Annotated in this window: 12 protein-coding genes and 1 pseudogene; 7 read left to right on the forward strand and 6 right to left on the reverse strand. The window is 73.1% G+C overall.

Going from position 1 to position 21,111, the window contains the following annotated elements; translation table 11 throughout:
- Positions 1–463 precede the first annotated feature (463 nt).
- Entirely contained in the window at positions 464–691 is a 228-nt protein-coding gene (locus ACQPXD_RS52330) for a hypothetical protein (RefSeq protein WP_432832044.1), read from the forward strand.
- On the opposite strand, the gene ACQPXD_RS52335 is transcribed toward ACQPXD_RS52330, so the two are convergent.
- Positions 672–2,336 (reverse strand): protein kinase domain-containing protein, encoded by a 1,665-nt coding sequence (locus ACQPXD_RS52335; RefSeq protein WP_432832046.1) that lies wholly within the window; start codon positions 2,334–2,336, stop codon positions 672–674. The two genes, ACQPXD_RS52330 and ACQPXD_RS52335, sit on opposite strands and share 20 nt — an antisense overlap.
- Positions 2,337–2,363: 27 nt before the next feature.
- Positions 2,364–3,254, reverse strand: coding sequence for an AraC family transcriptional regulator (locus tag ACQPXD_RS52340; protein WP_432832048.1), 891 nt, complete (start codon positions 3,252–3,254; stop codon positions 2,364–2,366).
- 146 nt (positions 3,255–3,400) lie between these two features.
- Between ACQPXD_RS52340 and ACQPXD_RS52345 the strand changes: the two are divergent.
- From ACQPXD_RS52345 to ACQPXD_RS52360, 4 genes and pseudogenes are all read left to right on the forward strand, one after another.
- Positions 3,401–3,808, forward strand: a pseudogene (locus ACQPXD_RS52345) (AAA family ATPase); the annotation flags it as partial.
- A 2,230-nt stretch (positions 3,809–6,038) separates the two neighbouring features.
- Positions 6,039–6,158: a hypothetical protein gene (locus tag ACQPXD_RS52350; protein ID WP_432832050.1), complete on the forward strand. Its 120-nt coding sequence runs from the start codon at positions 6,039–6,041 to the stop codon at positions 6,156–6,158.
- 75 nt (positions 6,159–6,233) lie between these two features.
- Positions 6,234–6,851 (forward strand): class I SAM-dependent methyltransferase, encoded by a 618-nt coding sequence (locus ACQPXD_RS52355; RefSeq protein WP_432832052.1) that lies wholly within the window; start codon positions 6,234–6,236, stop codon positions 6,849–6,851.
- Positions 6,852–6,991: 140 nt separating this feature from the next.
- Positions 6,992–10,666, forward strand: a complete 3,675-nt coding sequence (locus ACQPXD_RS52360) for a family 78 glycoside hydrolase catalytic domain (protein ID WP_432832054.1) — start codon at positions 6,992–6,994, stop codon at positions 10,664–10,666.
- Between the two features lie 66 nt (positions 10,667–10,732).
- Here the strand turns inward: ACQPXD_RS52360 and ACQPXD_RS52365 are convergent, their stop codons facing one another.
- A complete protein-coding gene (locus ACQPXD_RS52365; protein ID WP_432832056.1) occupies positions 10,733–11,293 on the reverse strand; it encodes a Uma2 family endonuclease in 561 nt (186 codons plus the stop codon).
- A gap of 548 nt (positions 11,294–11,841) precedes the next feature.
- On the opposite strand from ACQPXD_RS52365, the gene ACQPXD_RS52370 reads away from it, so the two are divergent.
- The gene (locus tag ACQPXD_RS52370; RefSeq protein WP_432830157.1) at positions 11,842–12,426 is read left to right on the forward strand and encodes a hypothetical protein; all 585 of its coding nucleotides are present in this window, start codon (positions 11,842–11,844) and stop codon (positions 12,424–12,426) included.
- Between the two features lie 59 nt (positions 12,427–12,485).
- Here ACQPXD_RS52370 and ACQPXD_RS52375 read toward each other — a convergent pair whose 3' ends face one another.
- On the reverse strand, positions 12,486–13,229 hold the full coding sequence (locus ACQPXD_RS52375) for an SDR family oxidoreductase (RefSeq protein WP_432832058.1): 744 nt from the start codon (positions 13,227–13,229) through the stop codon (positions 12,486–12,488).
- Between the two features lie 104 nt (positions 13,230–13,333).
- On the opposite strand from ACQPXD_RS52375, the gene ACQPXD_RS52380 reads away from it, so the two are divergent.
- Complete coding sequence (locus ACQPXD_RS52380; RefSeq protein WP_432832060.1) at positions 13,334–13,951, forward strand: TetR/AcrR family transcriptional regulator; 618 nt, start codon at positions 13,334–13,336, stop codon at positions 13,949–13,951.
- A gap of 13 nt (positions 13,952–13,964) precedes the next feature.
- On the opposite strand, the gene ACQPXD_RS52385 is transcribed toward ACQPXD_RS52380, so the two are convergent.
- Together ACQPXD_RS52385 and ACQPXD_RS52390 are read right to left on the reverse strand one after the other, a co-directional pair.
- Positions 13,965–18,137: an AAA domain-containing protein gene (locus ACQPXD_RS52385; protein ID WP_432832062.1), complete on the reverse strand. Its 4,173-nt coding sequence runs from the start codon at positions 18,135–18,137 to the stop codon at positions 13,965–13,967.
- Positions 18,138–19,135: 998 nt separating this feature from the next.
- Positions 19,136–21,106 carry a glycosyltransferase family 39 protein gene (locus tag ACQPXD_RS52390; RefSeq protein WP_432832064.1) on the reverse strand — a complete coding sequence of 657 codons (1,971 nt, stop codon included), beginning with the start codon at positions 21,104–21,106 and terminating at the stop codon, positions 19,136–19,138.
- Between the last annotated feature and the right edge of the window lie 5 nt (positions 21,107–21,111).

The raw sequence follows: 21,111 nt of genomic DNA on the forward strand, positions 1-21,111 counted from the left end.
CCGCGGGGCGCGGCGCAGCGACCGGAAGTCTCCGTGATCATGCGCAACCCGGCGTCGACACCAACGGTTTTTCATGATCCTGGAGCGGTGATGTACCCCCGTGTACCGAAAGGTTCCGGGATCATGGCAAACCCGGTGTGCGGTCACCGCGGACAGCATGATCACGGAGACATACGGCCGGCGCGGGGCGGCGATCGACGCCGCGGTTGAGGTTGCGCCGCCCTGGTGGAGCTGCGCGCCGAGATCGCCGACGCGGCCGTGCTCGACGCGGGCCGTGGCCGGATCGCCCCAACCCGCCGGGACCCACGTCCCCTCCCCGGTGGGACCTGCTGCTGCCATCATGAGAGCCGTGGAACGATCGAGCGCCGAATGGATCGCCGTCGTCGGCTACGAGAACCGGCCGGGCCGCCCCACGCCGGGGGCGGCGCTGCGGTCTTGACTGCGTGAGCGGGGCATCGACTGGATGCCGTTCGCCGACGAAGCGGTGCGGCTGAGCCTCGCGTGCGGCCCGGACGCCACCGGCCGGTGGCGGGGGCACGTCACCCTGAGCGTCCCCGCCGCCGCGCTGTGGCGGCTCGGGCTGCATCCCGGCCAGCCGGCGTCCCGGATCGTCGGGCCGTCGCCGCCCGCCTGGTGGCACGCCGAGGCGGAGCGCTCCTGGCGACGCGCCCTTACGCGGCCGGGGTGGTGAGGCAGACCCAGTCCTGCTGGGCGGCCGGGTAGTAGGGCGAGACGCCCGCGGCGTTGTAGGCGCGCACCTTGAAGCACATGTAGGTGTTCGGTGCCAGGCCGTCCCAGGTGTACGCCGTCGTGTTGGCGCCGACGGTTCGTGACGTGCTGCCGTTGATGACCGTGAAGCCCGTTTCGTTGGCCGAGTTGTCCGTCCACTGCAGCCGGATCGCGGTCGGGCCGGCCGGGGTCGCCGTCAGGTTGGTCGGCGGTGTCGGGCCGGTGCCGGGCTGGCTGGTGGCGCAGACCCAGTCCGACTGAGCGGCCGGGAAGTAGGCCGACGCGCCGGAGGCGTTGTAGGCGCGCACCTTGAAGCACATGTAGGTGTCGGGGGTCAGGCCGTCCCAGGTGTACGCCGTGGTGTTGGCGCCGACGGTTCGTGACGTGCTGCCGTTGATGAGCGTGAAGCCGGTTTCGTTCGCGGAGTTGTCCGTCCACTGCAGCCGGATGGCGGTCGCGCTCACCGGGGTCGCCGTCAGTTTCGCCGGCGCCTCCGGTAAGGCGGTGCCGGCGGTGCGCGCCGGGGTCGTGGCGCCGGCCGCCGCGGTCGCACTCGCCGGGCCGGCCACCGGCGCCGGGCTCGAGGCGCCGGGGACCGGCGTGATGCCGGTCAGGCCAGCGACCTCGGCCGGATGCGTGGCGTCGGGCAGGGCCACCGGGTCCGGGGGCGGCGGGTCGGAGCCGCGGCCCAGGAGTACCACCGTCGTCACGACGATCGCGATGACCAGGGCGGCGGCGCCGGCGACCAGCAGGCCACCGCGGCCGCCGAGGATCGACCGGCGGCGGGCCGGCGGCGCGGTCATCGCGGTCCGCGCGGCGGCGGCCAGGGCCTCGCCGGAGGGCCAGCGCGCCGCCGGGTCCTTGGCCATCGCCCGGGTCACGACCTCGCGAACGGCCGGCGGCACGTCCGCCGGCAGCGGCGGCGGGTCGTCGTTGGCGTGCCGCAGCGCGATCTGCAGCAGGTTCTCCCCCTCGAACGGCAGGTGGCCGGCGAGGCACCGGTAGGCCACGACGCCGAGGGAGTAGATGTCGGACCGGGCGGTGGCCGGCTCGCCGGCCGTCCGCTCGGGGGCCATGTACGAGGCGGTGCCGAGCAGCAGTCCGGCCGCGGTCTGCTGGTTCACCGCGGCCGAGCGGGCGATGCCGAAGTCGGTGAGCATCGTGCTGCCGTCGGGGCGCAGCAGCAGGTTGCCGGGCTTGACGTCGCGGTGGGTCACGCCCTTCTCGTGGGCGGCGTGCAGGGCCTCGGCCGCCTCGGCGACCAGCCGCATCGTCGCCTCGGTGCCGAGGCGCTCGTCGCGGGCCAGGGTGTGGGCCAGCGACTCGCCGTCGATGTACTTCATCACCAGGTAGACGCCGGTCGCCGGGTCGTCGCCGAAGTCGTACACGTCCACGACCCCGGGGTGGCTGATCGTGGCCATGGTGCGCGCCTCGGCCCAGAACCGGTCGACGAAGGAAGGCTCGTCCGACGGCGCCCGCAGGCACTTGACCGCCACCGTGCGGTCCAGCACCTGGTCGAACCCCTGCCAGACGTCACCCATGCCGCCGCTGGCGATGTGCTGCTCGATCCGGTACCGCCCGGCGAGCACCGTTCCCACACCGATCACCGCGACCCCCTTCCACCAGGTCGCACTCTACGATCCCGCAGTGCTGGGCAGACGGGGGACGTCCTGGCTGGGGGGTACGCCGAACTGGCGGCGGTAGTCCCGGCTGAACTGCGAGGGGCTGTCGTAGCCGACGCGGCGGCTGATGCCGGCGATGTCGGTGGGATCGGCGGCGAGCTGCAAGCGGGCCTGCTGGAGCCGGATCTGTTTCTGGAACTGGATCGGGCTCATCGCGGTGACCGCCTGGAAGTTGCGGTGGAAGGCGGAGACGCTCATGCCCACCTGCTGCGCCACGTCCTCGACCCGGAAGCGCTCGCTGTAGTTGTCGCGGATCCACCGCACGGCCCGGGCGATGTGGCTCAGGCTGCTGTCCGGCAGGCCGAGCTGGCGGACGATGCCGCCCTGCTCGCCGGTGACGAGCCGCCAGAGGATCTCGCGCTTGGTCAGCGGCGCCAGCACGGGGATGTCGTCGGGCCGGTCGAGCAGGCGGAGCAGCCGGACGACGGCGTCGAGCAGGTCGGCGGGGGTGGTGCTCACGGCGAGGCCGGGCGGCGGCGCGCCGTTGCCGGCCGGCGGGAGGGTCCCGGGGTTGGCCTGCAGCAGGAGCTCGGCGACGACGTTCGGGTCCAGGGCCAGGCCGACGCCGAGCCCGGGGCGGTCCGGGGCGGCCTCGGTGAAGTGGCTGGTCACGGGGAGATCGACGGACGCGACGAGGTACTGCCCGGCCCGGTACTCGTACACGCGGTCGCCGAGCCCGCACCGCTTGGTGCCCTGGCCGACGACGACGAGCACCTTGCCGTAGGTCGTCGGGGCCGGCGGGTAGGGGTGATCCGCCCTCATGATCAGCACGCCGTCGATGCGGGTCCGCAGATCGGGCCGGGCATGGCGGGCCAGCAGGTCCCGGAGCTCGTCGAGGGACATGAGGCGATTGAACCACCGCGGCGCACCGATCCCGGCGCCGTGCACATCTGTCATTCGACTCCAAAATCCGAAAACGGCAGGATTGGGCAAGGGTTCGCGACCTTCGGGCAACGGAGTCCCGGGCCCGCGCTGGTTTCATGGCGTTGATGGCGACCACGGAACTCTTCGGCCGCCGGGCCGAGCTCGAGCAGATCTCCGGCTTCCTGGCCGGCGCGCGGGAGCGCGGCGCCGCCCGGCTGATCCGGGGCGAGCCCGGCGTGGGCAAGTCCTGCCTGCTGGCCGCCGCGGCGGAGCTCGGCCACGCGGCCGGGATGCGGGTGCTGGGGGCGTCCGGCTCGCAGTTCGAGGCCGACGTGAGCTACTCCTGCCTCAACGAGCTGCTCCTGCCGGTCCGCGCCGAGCTCGAGCGCCTCCCGTCCGGCCCGCGGGAGGCGCTGGCGGTCGCGCTCGGCTTCGGCGCCGGGCCGCCGCCGGACGCGCTGCTGGTCTGCAACGCCGCTCTGCTGCTGGTCGACGCGGTGGCCGCCGACGCGCCGGTGCTCCTGCTCGTCGACGACGTCCAGTGGATCGACCGGGCGAGCGCGGTCGTGCTCGGGTTCGTCGCCCGTCGCCTGCACGATTGCCGGGCCGGCCTGCTGGCGTCCGCCCGGGCGGGCACGACGAGCTTCCTCGACCCGCGGGGGCTGGCCGAGACCACGGTCCGGCCGCTCGACGACGACGCGGCCGGGCAGCTGGTCGACGCCGCCTCCCCGCGGCTGCCGGCCCGGATCCGCCGGCGGGTGCTCGACCTCGCCCAGGGCAATCCGCTGGCCCTGACGGAGCTGCCGTCGACGTTGGCGGGTGCCGCCGAAGGTACGGCGGCGCGACCGGAGGTGGTGCCGCTCAGCGACCGGCTGCAGGCGATGTTCACCGCGCGGATCGCCGATCTGCCGGGACCGACCCGCCGGCTGCTGCTGCTCGCGACCTTCGAGGGCACCGGCGACCTCCGGGTCCTGCGGACCGTCCTCGGCGATCGGGCCGGCCTGACCGACCTCGCACCGGCGGAACGCACGCAGCTGGTCCGGGTGGACGACGCGACGGGCCGGGTCGCGTTCCGGCACCCGCTGATCCGCTCGGCGATCGTCGCGATGTCCACGCACGAGGAGCGCCGCGGTGCGCACATCGCCCTGGCCGGCGCGCTGCACGGCGACGACGAGCGCCGGGCCTGGCACCTGGCGGCGGCCGCGGTTGGCCCGGACGAAACGGTGGCGGAGCTGCTCGAACGGGCGGCGCACCGGGTCATGCTGCGCGGGGACGCGTTCGCCGCCGCCGCGGCGCTGATCCGCGCCGCGGAGCTCAGCGTGACCGGCGCCGGCCGGGGCCGGCGGCTCGCCGAGGCCGCCTACATCGGCGCCGAGGCCAGCGGCGCCATCGCCGACGCCACGACGCTGCTGACCGACGCGCGCCGGGCGGCGCCGGACTCCGCCGGCTCGCTGCACGCGGCCAACGCGGCCGCCTTCCTGATGCTCAACGGCGACGGCGACGTGAACACCGCGCACCGTCTCCTCGTGGGCGCCATCGAGACCGGCGAGCACGGCTACCGGGCCGAGGACCCGGCGCTGATCGAGGCCATGCACACGTTGCTGCTGCTGTGCTGGTACGGCGGGGCCGAGTACTGGGAGCCGTTCTACCGGGCCCTGCGCCGCCTGCGGCCGCGGCCGCCCGACGTCCTCACGCTGGCGAGCAAGACCTTTCCCGACCCGGTCCGCACCGGGGCGGCCGCGCTGGCGCAGATCGACGCGATCCTCGGCACGCTGCCGGACGAGGCCGACCCCACCCGCATCATGCGGATCGGCACGGCGTCGGTCTACCTCGACCGGCTCGGCGACTGCCGCGAGTCGTCGTGGCGGCTCGTCCGGCACGGACGCGACGGCGGACCGCCGCGCCGGCACCTCGGCGCCCTCATGCACCTGTGCCTGGACGACTACCTCGCCGGGCGCTGGGACGAGGCCGAGGAGCTCGCGCTCGAGGGCCAGCGGGTCTGCGCCGCCGGCGGATTCTCGTTCTTCGCGTGGTACTTCCGGTACAACCGGGCGATCGTCGCGGCCGGCCGGGGCCGCTTCGACGAGGCGTACACCCTCGCCGACGAGATGACCCACTGGGCCCTGCCCCGCGGCGTGACGGCCGCCGCCCTGTTCGCGCATCATCCGCGCACGCTGGCCGCCCTGGGCCGGGGCGACTGGGACGCCGCCTTCCTGCACGCCGCCGCGATGAGCCCGCCCGGTGTGCTGGCCTCGCACGTGCCGCACTGCACGTGGGTGATGTACGACCTCGTCGAGGCGGCTGTCCGCACCGGGCGCGCGGCCGAGGCACGGGCCCACGTCGCGGCGATGCGGGCCGCCGGCGTCGCCGCGCTGTCGCCCCGGATGGCGCTGCTGCAGGCCGGAGCGGAGTTCCTGGTCCGGGACGACGACGCGGGGGTCGAGCGGCTGGAGGCGATGCTGGCCGGTCCCGCGGCGGACCGGTGGCTGTTCGAGGCGTCCCGGATCCGCCTCGCCCTCGGCGAACGGCTGCGCCGGACCGGCCCGCCGACGCGGGCCCGGCCGTATCTGCTCGCCGCCCGCGACGGGTTCGCCGCCATGGCCGCCGAGCCGTGGCTCGAACGCACGCACGCCGAGCTGCGCGCCACCAAGTACCGGCTGGCGGACGCGCCGCCGGACGGCCCGGCCGCGCTGACCGCGCAGGAGTACCAGATCGCGCGGATGGCGGCGACCGGCCTGACCAAACAAGCAGATCGCCGAGCGGATGTACCTCTCGCACCGCACCGTGGGCGCGCACCTGTACCGGATCTTTCCCAAGCTCGGCGTCGCGTCGCGCGCCGGGCTCAGGGACGCGCTGTCCCGTGCGGTGCAGGCAAATGACTGATGAGCGCCGCCCGGCCGGCCCGGAGAGTGGAGCGCACCACGAACGAGCGGCCCCCGCGGAAGGAGCACCGCCCCCATGACGACCCTCGCCAACCCACCGACCCAGGACGACCGCACCGAGTTCCTGCGCGAGTTCCTCCGCGACCCGTTCACCGTCGCCGCCGTCACGCCCAGCGGCCGGCGGCTGGCCGAGGTGGTCACCGCGCCCGTGCCGCGCACCGGCGCCCCGCTGGTCGTGGAGCTCGGCCCCGGCACGGGCGCGTTCACGGCGGAGATCCAGCGGCGGCTCGCCGGCCGCGGGCGGCACCTGGCCATCGAGATCAACGAACGGTTCGCCGGGCGCCTGGCCGCCCGCTTCCCCGAGGTCGACGTCGCCGTCGCCGACGCCCGGGGGCTGCGCGACGTCCTCGCGCGGCGCGGCCACCGCCACGCCGACGTGATCGTGAGCGGGCTGCCGTGGGCGGCGTTCACGCCGGGCCGCCAGGACGACCTGCTCGACGCCGTCGTCGCCGGCCTGGCCCCGCACGGCGCGTTCACCACCTTCGCCTACACGCACACGCGATGGGCCCCGCCGGCCCGCCGGCTGCGGCGCACGCTGCGCGCACGGTTCGAGGAGGTCGTGCTCGGCCGGACGGTGTGGGCCAACATGCCGCCCGCGTTCGTCTACTCCTGCCGCCGGCCCCGGACCGCCTGACCACCTCCGCGGCGGGCTCAGCCGCTGAGCCCGCCCGGGGTTGCGCATCGACGTACGTCTCACTACAGTGGGCCCACGACGGGCCTGTGAAACGTTTAAATGAAACGATTCACAAGCCCACACAACCAAGGGAGCCCGCCATGCCCCTGCAAAGACGGACGCGCGCGGCCGCCACCGCGCTCGTCGCGCTCGCGGCCATCGTCCTGGTCGCGCCGCCCTCCACCGCTGTCGCCGCCACGCCGGTCACATTGTCCGGGGCGCACTGGATCTGGTATCCGGAAGGGGATCCGCACGTCAGCGTGCCGGCCGAGTATCGGTTCTTCCGCAAGTCGTTCAGCGTCGCCGCCGGAAGCGTCAGCGACGCGCAGCTGGTCGTGACCGGCGACGACACCGTCGACGTCTGGCTCAACGGCAAGCCGCTGGCCGGTTCCAGCCGGGTCGCCGACGCGTGGAAGACCGGCCTCTATGTCGACCTGGGCAGCGCGCTGACCAGCGGCACCAACACCATCGCCCTGGCGGTGAAGAACACCTCGGTCGGGCCGGCCGGCGTGATCGGGCACGTCCACGTCGTGACCGGCGGCGGCACCACCGATCTCGTCACCGACGGGTCCTGGAAGGCCGGGCACGACGGCGTGAGCGGCTGGGAGCAGAGCGGGTTCGGCGACGGCGCCTGGCCGGCCGCGAGCGACCTCGGGCTCTACGGGTCGTCGCCGTGGAACGCTTCCGTGGTCCTGCCCGATCCCAACGCGGTCTCGCCGCTCAGCGTGGCGAGCGCGACCGTCGAGCACCGGGCCAACCCGCTCGGGGTCGACGCCGCGCAGCCGCTGTTCGGGTGGAAGCTGACGTCGGCGGTGGCGCAGCAGCGGCAGGCGGCGTATCAGATCCAGGTCTCCTCGACCAGCGCCAACGGTGCCGACGTGTGGGACAGCGGGCGCGTGCCGGCCGCCGGGCAGGTCGACATCGCCTACGGCGGGCCGGCACTGAGCAGCATGAAGCGGTATTCCTGGCGGGTCCGCGTCTGGGACACGCAGGGGCGGGCCGGGGCGTGGAGCTCGACCCAGACCTTCGAGACCGCGCTGCGCGCCCCGGCCACCGAGTGGACCGGGGACTTCATCGGGCAGCCGGCGGTCACCGCCGACCTGTCCGGGGCGAGCTGGATCTGGTATCCGGAGGGCGACCCCGCGGGCGGCGTGCCCGCTTCCACCCGGTATTTCCGCCGCACGTTCAGCCTGGCGAGCGCCCCGGCCAGCGCCGCGCTCGTGGTCACGGGCGACGACACGGCCGACGTCTGGGTCAACGGCGTCCAGGTCAGTTCGTCGCCGCGGGTGTACCAGTCGTGGCAGCAGGGTGCGCTGGTGGACCTGACCGGACGGCTCACCGCGGGTACCAACACCATCGCCATAGCCACCGAAAACACCACGCAGTCGCCGGCCGGCATGATCGCGAAGCTGACCGTGGCCGGCGGGCCGACGATCACGACCGACGCGGCGTGGAAGTCCTTCACCAGCGCGCCGTCCGGGTGGAACCAGCCGGGCTTCAACGACTCGGGCTGGCCGGCGGCGCGGGCGGTGGCGACCTACGGCAGCGGGCCGTGGGGCGCCAACGTCGTGATCGCCAAGGCCGCCCCGCTGGTGCGCAAGGGCTTCACGGTGAGCAAGCCGGTCGCCTCGGCGCGGCTGCTGACCACGGCGCTCGGGCTGCACGAGACCCGGCTCAACGGCGCGAAGGTCGGCACCGACGTGCTCGCCCCGGGGTGGACCGACTACACCAAGCGGCTGCAGTACAAGGAGTACGACGTCACCGCACAGCTCCGGCAGGGTGACAACGCCCTCGGGGCCTGGCTCGGCAACGGTTGGTACTCCGGCAGCCTGGGCTTCGCGGGCAGCCAGCACTACGGCACCCAGCCGTGGTATTCCGCGCAGCTGCTCATCACGTTCACCGACGGCACCACCCAGACGGTGCGCACCGACGGCACCTGGAAGGTCACCAGCGGCCCGATCCGCGCCGACGACCTGTACAACGGCGAAACCTACGACGCCCGCCAGTCCGTCGCCGGCTGGGACGCGCCCGGCTTCAACGACGGCGGCTGGCCCGCGGTCGCGGTGAAGGGCGGCGCGAAGCCGAACCTGGTCGCGCAGGTCGACCCGGGCGTCGCCGTGCAGCAGGAGTTCCGGCCGGTGGCGATCACCCAGCCGCAGCCCGGCGTGTGGGTCTTCGACCTGGGCCAGAACTTCGCCGGCTGGAACCGGCTGTCGATGTCGGCGCCGGCCGGCACCACGGTGCAGCTGCGCCACGCCGAGGTGCTCAACTCCGACGGCACGATCTACACCGCCAACCTGCGCAATGCGCAGGCCACCGACCGTTACACCTTCGCCGGCACCGGGACCGAGACCTATGAGCCGCGGTTCACCGTGCACGGGTACCGCTACGTCGAACTCACCGGCGCGCCGGCCGGCTTCACCCCGACCGCCGACACGCTGACCGGCCGCGCGGCGTGGACCAGCGGCGCCCAGCTGGGCACGTTCACCACCTCCAGCGCGCTGCTCAACCAGCTGGAGCGCAACATCCTGTGGGGCGAGCGCAGCAACATGCTGTCGATCCCGACCGACTGCCCGCAGCGCGACGAGCGCCTCGGGTGGACGGGCGACATCGCGATCTTCAGCGGTACCTCCACCTTCAACGTCGACGTGCACGCCTTCCTCGACAAGTTCGCCGACGACCTGGTCGACGCCCAGCACTCCGACGGCGCCTTCACCGACGTGGCGCCGGGCGTGTGCTGCGGCGCCGGCACGGCGGGCTGGGGCGACGCCGGCGTGATCGTCCCCTACACCCTGTGGCAGCGCTACGGCGACCTGCGCGTGGTCGACGAGCACTTCGCCGCGATGGCGAAATGGGTTGATTACCTGAGGGGTACTTCGGGTGCCGACCTGATCCGCAACGTGTCGACGTACGGCGACTGGCTCAACGTCAACGACAACACCGCGCAGGACGTCATCTCGACCGCGTTCTTCGCCTGGTCGGCCCGGCTCGTGTCGCGGATGGCGGCGGCGACCGGCCGCACCGCCGAGGCGGCCTCCTACGGCCAGCTCGCCGACCAGGTGGCGGCCGCGTTCACCAACCGGTTCGTGGCCGCCGACGGCACGGTCAGCGGCAACACCCAGACCGGTTACGTGCTGGCCCTCGCCTTCGGCCTGCTGCCCGCCAACCGGGTCCAGGCCGCGGCGGACAAGCTGGCCGCGAAGGTCGCCGCCGCGGGAGGCCACCTGTCGGTCGGCTTCCTCGGCGTGGAGAACCTGCTGCCGGTGCTGGCGAACAACGGCCACGCCGACACGGCGTACCAAATCCTCACGCAGCCCACCTTCCCCGGCTGGGGCTACATGATCAACAACGGCGCCACCACCATCTGGGAGCGCTGGGACGGCATCCGCACCGACGGCTCGTTCAACGACCCGGGCATGAACTCCTTCAACCACTACGGCCTGGGCTCGGTCGGCGACTTCCTGTACCGCCAGGTCGGCGGCCTCGCCCCCGCCGCTCCCGGCTACTCCGCCCTGCTCGTCGCCCCCCAGCCGGGCGGCGGCCTGACCTCGGCGAAGTCGGCCTACGAGACCCCGTACGGCAACGCGGTCAGCGACTGGTCGATCTCCGGCGGCACGCTCACCCTGCGCGTCACGGTCCCGGCCGGCACCTCGGCCACGGTCCGCGTCCCAACCGCAACCGCGGCGTCGATCGCCGCCCCACCCCAGGCCGTCCCAACCGGCCCGGCCACGTACTACCTACCGTCCGGCGCCTACACCTTCACCGCCACCGCCTAACCCCACCGCCAGGCGGGCGCGCGATCTGCCCTAACCAACATCCCGCGCCCGCCCCGCACCACGTCGTCAAGATCCTGAGATGTCGGGGACGGTGCTCAACAGCCAGCCGAGCGGTTGAGCACCGCCTGGGATCTGAACGTACTCGCCAGCATCGATGTCAAGCGTGTGCCGGTGCACGGTGGTAGCCGCGTCGCGTTCGACAAACCAGTAATGGGGAATCCCGGCCTTGGCGTATTCCGCCTTTTTGATGATGCGATCGACGACCTCAGAGCCCCTGGACACCACCTCGATGGCGAGGAGCAGCCCGACCGTGCCGGCATAGCTCGACCGGACCGGGCGCGGCGGCAGGCCCTTCGCCCACACCGTGAGGTCCGGGACCCGTCCGCCACCGACATCGATACCGCAGTCCGTCACCACCTGCTCCGGACCGTAGCCGTTGACCAGAAACCAGGCGAACATCCGTGACACGAGCAGAGCGTGCTCGGGGTCCGCGGGCGGCATGACAGACAGCACTCCCTCAGGGCTGAGTTCGTAGCGATGATTCTCGTCCGCCGCGGCCATCGCAGCGAGGTCGTCCAACGTCACCTGCGTAGGCATCCCCGAGCCCACGGCTTCGGCGCTCATCATGCCTCCCTCTGGCGGTATGCGACTAAAGGCTACAACGGCGTCAGTCTGCCGAAGGCGCCCACGCCGTAAAGGCCGGCCAACACCGGTCCCAGGCCGCCACGTCGGCGGTTGCGGCCCGGACGACCTCCGCGGGGTGACCGGTCGCGACACCCGGCCGCCCTGCACGGTCCCGCTGCGGACGGGACGCTCCCGGGCGCAACCGCCGATCCGCACGGCCGGGCCGGCCGTATGTCTCCGTGATCATGCTGTCCGCGGCGACCACGCCCGGGTTTGCCATGATCCCGGAACCTTTCGGTACACAGGGGTACGTCACCTCTCCACGATCATGAAAACCCTTGGTGCCGAGGCCGGGTTGCGCATGATCACGGAGACTTCAGGCCGCTGCGCCGCGCCCGACGAGTGGGACGTGACCGCCGACCGCACCCGCCCCAGCGTCCCGCTGCGGACGGGACGTGGGTCCCGGCGGGGTCGGGAGGTTCGGCACGGGCGCCCGGTCCAGGCCCGGGATGACGATGTGTGTGTCAAAGGGATACGGCAGGAGGCCGGACATGAGCACCGCACACATCCACCAGGCCAGCACCCTCGAGCGCGTCGAAGCGCCGGGCAGCATGCTCACCAAGACCGCCGCCAAGGCCCTCGCCGTGCTGCGCTACGCCACCGGCTTCCTGTTCCTCTGGGCCTTCCTCGACAAGACCTTCGGCCTGGGCTACTCCACCCCCGAAGCCAAAGCCTGGATCAACGGCGGCAACCCCACCAAGGGCTTCCTCGCCTCGGTGGACGCCGGACCGCTACAGGGCTTCTTCCACACCATCGCCGGCACCTGGTACGCCAACTGGCTGTTCATGCTCGGCATGCTCGGCGTCGGCCTCGCCCTCATCGCCGGCATCGGCCTGCGCGTCGCCGCCGCCTCCGGCACCCTCATCATGGCCGGCATGTGGCTGGCGGAGTTCCCCTTGGCTCAGCACACCGCGAAGGGCGCCCCGACCGGGTCGACCAACCCGCTCACCGACTACCACGTCATCTACGCCGCCGTCCTCATCGTCCTGGCCGCCGCCTACGCCGGCCACACCTGGGGCCTCGGCCGCTGGTGGGCCAAACTCCCCATCGTCCAGAAGAACCGCTGGCTCATCTGACACACAGCATCAACGAAGGCCCGGCAGGCAGCCGCCTCCCGGGCCTTCGCGCGCGCCGCTCAGGCGGCGCCGCCGTTGGCGTAGAGGACCTGGCCGTTGACCCAGCGGCCGGGGCCGGCGAGGAAGGCGGTGACCTCCGCGATGTCGTCGGGGGTGCCCAGACGCTCCATCGGGTTGAGGCTCGCGATGTGGTTGATGACCTGCTCGGTCTTGCCCTCGAAGAACAGCGGGGTCGCCGTGGGTCCGGGTGCCACGGCGTTGACCGTGATGTCCCGGCCGCGCAGTTCCCGGGCGAGGATGAGCGTCATCGCCTCGACGGCGCCCTTGGAGGCCGCGTACGGGCCGTAGGTGGGCATCTGCAGCCGCGTGACCGAGGTCGAGAAGTTGATGATCGCCCCGCCGGGGCGCAGCTGCCGGGCGGCGAGCTGGTTGACGACGAAGGTCCCGCGGACGTTCGTGCGCTGGATGCGGTCGAAGGTGTCGAGGTCCATCTGCGCGATCGGGGCGAGCGGCATGATGCCCGCGGTGTGCGCCACGACGTCGATGCCGCCGAACGCGTCCGTGGCGTGCCGGAACATCGCCGCCATCGCGTCGGCGTCGGCCACGTCGCCGCCGAAGGCGGTGGCCTGCCCGCCGCCGGCCGCGATGGATTCGACGATCTCCTTCGCCTTGTCCGCGCTCCCGCTGTAGTGCACCAGCACGGCGACGCCGTCCCTGGCCAGGCGTTCGGCCACGGCCCGGCCGATGCCGCCGGAGCCGCCGGTCACGATGGCGACGCGAGAGGGGATCGGGATGTGGGTCATGTGCCGTCTCCATCCATATGGATTACCTGTCCATATACGGTATCGCGTTGAAGACAACTTGTCCATTAGTGTGGGGGGTGATCCATGTCGAGCGAGGAGCCGCCGTGACGAACCAGCCGCCTGCCGCCGAGCCGTCCCAGCGCCGGGGGCGCGGGCGCCGTCCGGCCGCCGAGGTCCGGGCCGGTGTGCTGCGGGCGGCGGCGCGGCTGCTGCTCGACGAGGGCATCAAGGCCGTCACCTTCGACCGCGTCGCCGCGGCCGCCGGATCCAGCAAGATGACGCTGTACAAGTGGTGGCCGTCCGCCGGCGCCCTGGCGGCGGAGGCCTACTTCGCCCACAGCGAGCAGCGGCTGGAGTTCCCCGACACCGGCGACATCAGAGCGGACCTCACCACGCAGCTGCGCGCCTTCGTCCGGCTGCTCACCCGGGAGGGCGCGGGCCCGGTCATCGCGGCCCTCATCGGAGCGGCGCAAACCGATCCGGAGCTCTCCGCGGCATTCTCCGAGCACTACTCCCGCCCGCGGCGGGCGCTCGCGGTGGTCGCGCTCGAACGGGCCCGCGACCGCGGCCAGCTCCGCGACGACATCGATCTCGGCATCCTCGTGGACCAGCTCTGGGGGGCGTGCTACCACCGGCTGCTCATCCCCGACGCCCCGCTGGACGAGCAGTACGCCATCGCCCTGGTCAACAACGCGCTCGACGGGGCCTCGGCCCGCCGTTAGCCCGCGCCTTCGGTCAGTCGGTCTCGGGGCGTTGTTGCGGGTCGGGCTCCGGGGCGCGGCGGGGCAGGTGCAGGATGCGGGTCGGCTCCTCGCCCGCCATGGCGTCCGGGTCGTCGCCGGTGTCGCCGCGGGCGTCGGCCAGGGCGGTCTGCAAGGCCCCGTTGATGCGGGAGCCGCCGCGCTTGAAGCCCAGCTCCTTGCGGGCCTCGTCCAGGACCTGCTCCTCGGTGCGCAGCAGGGTGTCCGACTCGATCCAGCGGATCAGCTCGACCAGCAGTTCGTGCGGGTACTCGCCGATCGGGCGCCCGGGGACGAGTTCCGGGCGGGGCCGGGACCGGCCGTCGTCGTCCGAGGCGGCCGGAAGCTCCGCGACCGGGAAGTTCAGCACGACCGTCGGCTCGTCGGTGCGGCGGGCGTCCGCGGCGGCCACCGCCTCGTCGTAGGCGGCGCGGGCCAGGGAGGTCTGGGCGACCGGGTCGGCGAACCAGTCCGTGGACCAGATCCGGTGGAAGCGCCAGCCGAGGCGCTCGAGCTGCTCCTGGCGCAGGCGGTCGCGGTCGCGGGCCGTGCTGGACGAGTGGTACGAGGCGCCGTCGGTCTCGATCGCGAGGACCAGCTCGTCGGGGATGGTCGGGTGGGCGCAGGCGAAGTCGATGCAGTACCCCGCCACGCCGAACTGCGGGGTGACCGGGATCCCGGCGGCGGTCAGGCGGTCGCGGACGTCCCGCTCGAACGCGTTCAGCTCGGGCCGGGTGGCGGCGGCCGCGGCCAGGGAGGTGCCGCCCGACTCCGCGTACTCCAGGTACGAGCGCAGCAGCCGCACCCCGTCGCTGGTGCTGCGGCCCGGGTCCATGTCGGCCGCGGTGAACGAGCTGACCAGGGTCATCCGGCGGCGGGCCCGGGTGACCGCCACGTTCAGGCGGCGCTCGCCGCCGGGCAGCAGCAGCGGGCCGAAGCGGTACAGCAGCCGGCCGGAGGCGTTCTTGCCGTACCCGATGGACAGGATGATGGCGTCGCGCTCGTCGCCCTGGACTCGCTCGAGGTTCTTGACGAAGAACGGCTCGGCGGCGGTCTCGGCGAAGAACGCGTGCAGCTCGGGGCGGGCGGACAGGGCCTTGCGCAGGGCCAGGTCGATGCGCTCGGCGTGGGTGATGCCCATGGTGATGACGCCCAGGGACTCGGCCGGGCGCAGCTGCGCGTGCTGCAGGATCAGCTCGACCACCCGCCGGACCTCGGCGGTCACGCTGTCCGGGGCCTCCTCGCCGCCGCCCTCGGGCGCGAACGGCACGTGGACGTGCTGGACGGTGCCGGCGCCCGCGGTGCCGGGGAACGTGACCAGCGAGCCGTCGTAGATGTGCGCGTTGGAGAAGGCGATCAGCCGGTCGTCCTGGCTGCGGTAGTGCCAGCGGAGGAGGTACGCCGGGAGCAGCGCCGTCAGCACGTCCAGGATCGACTCGTAGCCGGCGGTCAGCGACAGGTCGATCGAGCCGTCGGCGTTGACGCCGAGGGGCTCGGCCGCGGTGCCCTCCTCGGCGGCGGTGAAGAAGCTGGTCGGGGGCAGCTGGTGCTCGTCGCCGGCCACGACGATCTGGCGGCCGCGCAGCAGGGCGGGCACCGCGTCGGCCGGGGTGACCTGGCTCGCCTCGTCGAAGACGACCACGTCGAAGAGGTCGGCCTGGGCCGGCAGCAGCTGGGAGACGACCAGCGGGCTCATCGCCCAGCACGGGCGCAGGGCGGTGAGCATGTGCGGCGCGGTCGCGAAGAGCTGGCGGATCGGCAGGTGCCGGCGCTTGAGGTTGGCCTGGTGCTCGACCAGGCGGCTCTCGTCCGGGTACTCGTCGCGGGTGTGCGTGATGTGCTCGGCGACCGCGCGCAGGACCCGGGTGGCGGTGGCCTCGATGTGACGGCGGTCGGCGTCGCGGAACTCGGCGACCGTGCGGGCGTGCAGCGGGCCGTCGAACGCGCCGACCCGCGGGTCGGTGAAGTTGAGGTGCTGCAGGATCGAGGCGTGCCAGCAGGCGTCGAAGACCGCGGCGGTCAGGTCGGCGTCGGGGCGGCGGCCTTCCAGGTCGGCGACGAGGGGGTCGAGCCCGAGGGCGTTGAAGGCGGCGCCGAGCTCGTTGAGCCGCGGCACCCGGCGCAAGGTCCGCTCGTCGCCGGAGAGGCCGGACAGCACGCGGCCCAGCCGATCGAGGTCCATCGAGGCCATCGGGATGTGTGCGGTGTACCGCTGCAGCAGCTGCACCTCACGGTCCAGCCGGTCGAACTCGGCGCGGGCGCGACCGAGCTCGGCGGGCAGGCGCGGCTGGCCCCGGTCGAGCGCGAGCTGACCCCACTGCTGGCGCTGGGTGAGCGCCGCCGACAGGCCGGCGAACAGCTGCTGCCGCGACGGCTTGCCCGGGCCTCGCCACAGCTCGGCGGCCTGCTTGCGCATCCGGCGGCGGGTGAGCCAGCCGGCGTCGGCGCCGGGCTCGCCGGCGTGGGCCTTGCGCCACTCCCGGTCGGCGGCCGAGGCGATGTGCAGGGCCAGGTCGCTGCGGAACACGTCGTCGCGGAACTGCGCGAGGGTCGCGGCGATCGCGTCGAGGAACGCGAAGAGGGCCCGCCAGCCGGTGAGGTCGGCCGGGGCGCGCAGGCCGGTCTCCTCCAGCACGTACTGCAGGGCCGGACGCGCCTGCGGCAGGGTCTGCTCCGACAGGCGCTCGGCGAGATCGAACGCGGCCTCGGCGTCGGCCGCGCTGTTGACGCTCGCCCCGACCCAGCCCGACTGCTGCTCGGTCATGGTGAACCCGCCGAGCGTGGCGAAGTCGCGCAGCTGCTCGCGGACCCGCCGCGCGGTCGGCGCGTCGAGCCGGGCGAGCACCGGCCCGCGCAGCCGCACCTGGGTCATCGGCCACACGGAACCCACTCTTCTGGGCTCAGCCAGCCGGATCATCTCCGCCTGGGCCTGGTATGCCGAAATTCCCCACGGCTCGCGCACCTGGTGCATGGCGTCGTCGTGGTCGTTGAGCGCGGCCCGGCGCGCGGCGAGCGTCTCATGCAGCACGGCGAGGTCGGGCTGGGCGATGCGGGCGGCCGAGTCGAACGCGGCCTTGAGGTCGGCCGCCACCTTGCGCCGCGACGTGGTGCCGTCGTGCACGTCCATCACCAGGTTGCCCAGCCCGCGGCGGGCCAGCCGATCGGTGACGGCGGTGATCGCGGCCCGCTTCTCGGCCACGAACAGCACCCGCTTGCCCCGCGCGACCAGCGACGCGATCAGGTTGGCGATGGTCTGGCTCTTGCCGGTGCCGGGCGGGCCCTTGATCACGCTGTGCTGGCCGGCGAGGACCGCGTTGATCGCGTAGTTCTGCGACGAGTCGGCGTCGAGCACCAGGAACTCGTCCTCCGGCGGAATCCAGTCCGGGTCGCGCAGCGCGACGACCGCCTCCGGGCGCAGCGCGGCCTGGGCGTCCCGGTCACCGGCGATGGCGGCGATGACGTCGTGCGCGACCAGCGCCCCGGCCGCCACCCGCAGGTCGGTGACCATCGGCAGCTTGGCGTAGGAGAACGTGCCGAGGACGAACCGCGGCCCGATCGCGAACCCGCGGACCCGCCCGGCCGCCTCCTTGACCAGCCGCTCGTAGAGCGGCTGCGGGTCGAACCCGGCGGTGTAGCTGATCAGCTCCTCGAGCTCGTCGGCGTCGACCCGCACGCCGAAGTCCTCTTCGAGCAGCTGCAGCAGCGTCGGGTTGATCTCCAGGTCGCCCTGCAGCGTGAGATCGAAGTCGTCCTCGGCCGCACCCCGCGCCCGCAGCAGCGCCGAGCGCAGCAGCACGGGCGCGGCCGGCGCCGCCCCGGCTCCGGGCGCCGCGGTCCAGGTGGCGCTGCCGATCGCCGCGAAGCAGGTCTCGATGCCCCGCTCCTCGGCCAGCTCCCGCGCCTTGTTGCGAATCGTCCGGGCCCGCTTGATCGCCCCGCCGTGCGCCTCGGCGTCGGGAAACAGCTGACCGAGCGGCAGCGTGCGCCCACCGAGCAGCGCCTCCAGGGCGACCGTGTTCGCGCCGGTCAGGTCGAGCGTGCCGGCCCGCAGGTCGCGGTAGTAGAGCAGGGTGTTGCGCCCGCCCAGGTCGATCAGCTGCGACCGCCACCGCCGGGCGGCGGCCTGCACGAGGTCAGCCCGGGCTGCACCGGGCGCGGTGTCCTCCACGGCTGGAGGGTAGCGCCCCGTCGCCCGCACCGCCCCTCGTCCGAGCGGCCGTCGCTGCTTGATGACTCCGGCCCGTACAACTGACGACCGTTGCTCCCGTCAGACACCGGTCGGCGCTGGCGCGCCTCCCTGCCACCCCCGCCGTGCCAAGAGCGGATAAATCCAGCCACTCCGTGACCGGATTTATCCGACATTTCGTATACGCCCGCTTAGCGCGAAGCGCCGGCAACAACTCTCCACGATCAAGCACGCACCGCCTCGGCACCGCCGGTTTTTCGTGATCACGGAGACATAACGCACCTATGGGTACATAGACCCTCCACGATCACGAAAAACCGTGGTGTCACCAGCACTTTCAGCATGATCACGGAGACTTCCGACCGGCAAACTCGCCAAGCGCAAGAACCTCCATAACCGAAATGTCGGATATATCCGTCACGAAGTGGCGGATATATCCGGAAACCACCGCAACCCGCGCACGCGAGATGGCGAGGCCCGCGGCACGCGGACACGGCTCGCTCGCGTGCACAAAGGAGGCGCGGCAGCGAGGACCTGCGGGCGGCGCCGCGGGGTGCCACGCGACAGGCGTCGTGGCAAGGCGATGCGGGACGTCGGGAGCGGCGCCTCGGAGCGCGGTGACGCGGCGCTCGTCGGGTGCGACGACGGCAACGCGGAAGCAGCGCTCGGCGGGTGCGACGACGCCGACGCGGAAGCAGCGCCCCGCGGGTGCGACGACAGCGACGCGGAAGCAGCGCCCCGCGACAGCAGTGGGACTGCGACGCGACCGCGCCGCCACACGGCGACGGGGCACTCAGCGGCGCGACGGCGGCGACGCGGAAGCGCGGGCAGCGCCCCGCGACAGCTCTGGGACCAGCGACGCGACCGCGTCGCAGCACGGGGACAGCGGAGCGATACCCCCGAAGCAGCGCGCGGCGATGCGAGCGCGAGCGCGGCGGCCCCGCCGGAGCAAGTCCGGCGGGGCCGCGTGGAGGCGTCGGTCAGCTGCTCAGGTCGTACAGGACGGTGTTGCCGATGGTCTGGGACTGGTAGTTGGCCTCGACCCAGGCCGCGATCTCCGCGCTCGCGCTGCTCCCGCCGTTGCTGCGCCCGCCGAAGCCGGCGCCGCCGATGAAGTAGTGGATTTTGCCCTCGTGTACGTACTGCTGGAACTGCGCCAGGCTCGGGGTCGGGTCGCTGCCGTTGAAGCCGCCGATGGCCATGACCGGGAGTTCGGTGGCCAGCTGGTAGCCGGAGGCGTTGTTCGAGCCGACGGCGGCGGCGACCCAGGTGTACTTCCCGCTGTCCTGCCGCAGGGCCGCGACGACCTCGCTGCCCGGCGTGGTCGCGTTGAGCAGACCGCCCATGCCGCCACCGCCACCACCACCAGTGCCGCGGCCGGTGAAGCCGCCGCCGTTGAAGCCGCCCGCGGTGCCGCCGCCGGGGAAAGCACCGCCGCCGCCGGGGAAGCCGCGGCCGCCCATGCCGCCGGCGACGGTCGGGCCGGCGGTGACGATCGAGCCGGTGTGCGGGGTGGCCGCGGTGTTCAGGGAGTACGCGATCGGGCCGGCCAGCACCGCGAACAGCGCGACCACCGCCGCGGCGAGGCGCAGGGAACGGCCGAGCTGCTGGCTGAGCAGGATGCCGGCCGCGCCGAGGGCGCCGGTGGCCAGCACCGCGAACCGCAGCCAGGGGTGGAAGTCGGCGCTGCGGTTGAGCAGCAGATACGACCAGACCGCAGTGATCGCGACCGTACCCCCGAGCACCAACAGGGCATAGAGGTCGGACCGCCGCCGCCACAGCGTCGCGACGCCCATGCCGGCCAGAGCGCCGATCGCCGGGGCGAGGGCGACGGTGTAGTAGTCGTGGAAGATGCCCTGCATGTAGCTGAAGACCACGGCGGTGGTGACCAGCCAGCCGCCCCACAGCACATAGGCCGCCTTGCGGGTGGACCAGATCAGGCCCGCGACGGTAAGGATGAGCGCGGCCGGCAGCAGCCACGACGCCTGGCCGCCGGTCTGGCCGTCCAGCAGGCGGGACCAGCCGGTCTCGCCCCAGGCGCCGCCGAAGCCACCACCGCCGCCGCCACCACCGCCGAAGCCGCCTCCGACGCTGCCGGTCTCGTTGCCGGTGAGCCGGCCGAAGCCGTTGTACCCGAGCGTCAGCTCCAGGATCGAGTTGGTCTGCGAACCGCCGATGTACGGCCGGGCCGACGCCGGGGTCAGCGACACGATCGCCACCCACCAGCCGGCCGAGACGATCATCGCGGCGCCGGCGACGAGCAGCTGCACGAGCCGGCGGCCCCAGCCGGTGGGGGCGAACAGCAGGTACGCCAGCGCGAACGCCGGCACCACCAGCAGGGCCTGCAGCATCTTGGTGAGGAAGCCCAGGCCGACGGCGCTGCCCGCGAACACCAGCCACCAGGTGCTGCCCCGCTCCAGGGCGCGCACCATGCCGTACACGCCGGCCACCAGCACCAGCATGAGCAGCGCATCGGGGTTGTTGAACCGGAACATCAGCGTCGCGATCGGGGTCGTGGCCAGCACCGCCCCGGCGAGCAGCCCGGCGGCCGGACCGTGCCAGCGCTTGACCGTGAGGTACAACAGCCAAACCGTGGCGACCCCGATGAGCGCCTGCGGCGCGAGGACGCTCCAGGAGCTCAGCCCGAAGATTCGCACGGACAGGCCGGTGATCCACAGCGCCCCGGGCGTCTTGTCGACGGTGATGAAGCTCGCGGCGTCGGACGAGCCGAAGAACCACGCCTTCCAGCTCTCGCCGCCGGCCTGCGCGGCCGCCGCGTAGAAGGCGTTGCCCCAGCCGGAGGCGGAGAGGTTCCACAGGTAGAGCGCTGCGGTGGCAAGCAGGAGCAGCACGAGCGCGGGGCGCGCCCAGACCGGATCGCCGGCCTGCCGCGCGGCGGGGTTCGGGGTCGCGGCCTCGGGCGTCGCCGGAGGGGTCAGCGTGGTCGTCATGCCGC

Origin of the sequence: Dactylosporangium sp. CA-092794, from assembly GCF_050948465.1 — a bacterium.
In the GTDB taxonomy this organism is placed as follows: domain Bacteria; phylum Actinomycetota; class Actinomycetes; order Mycobacteriales; family Micromonosporaceae; genus Dactylosporangium.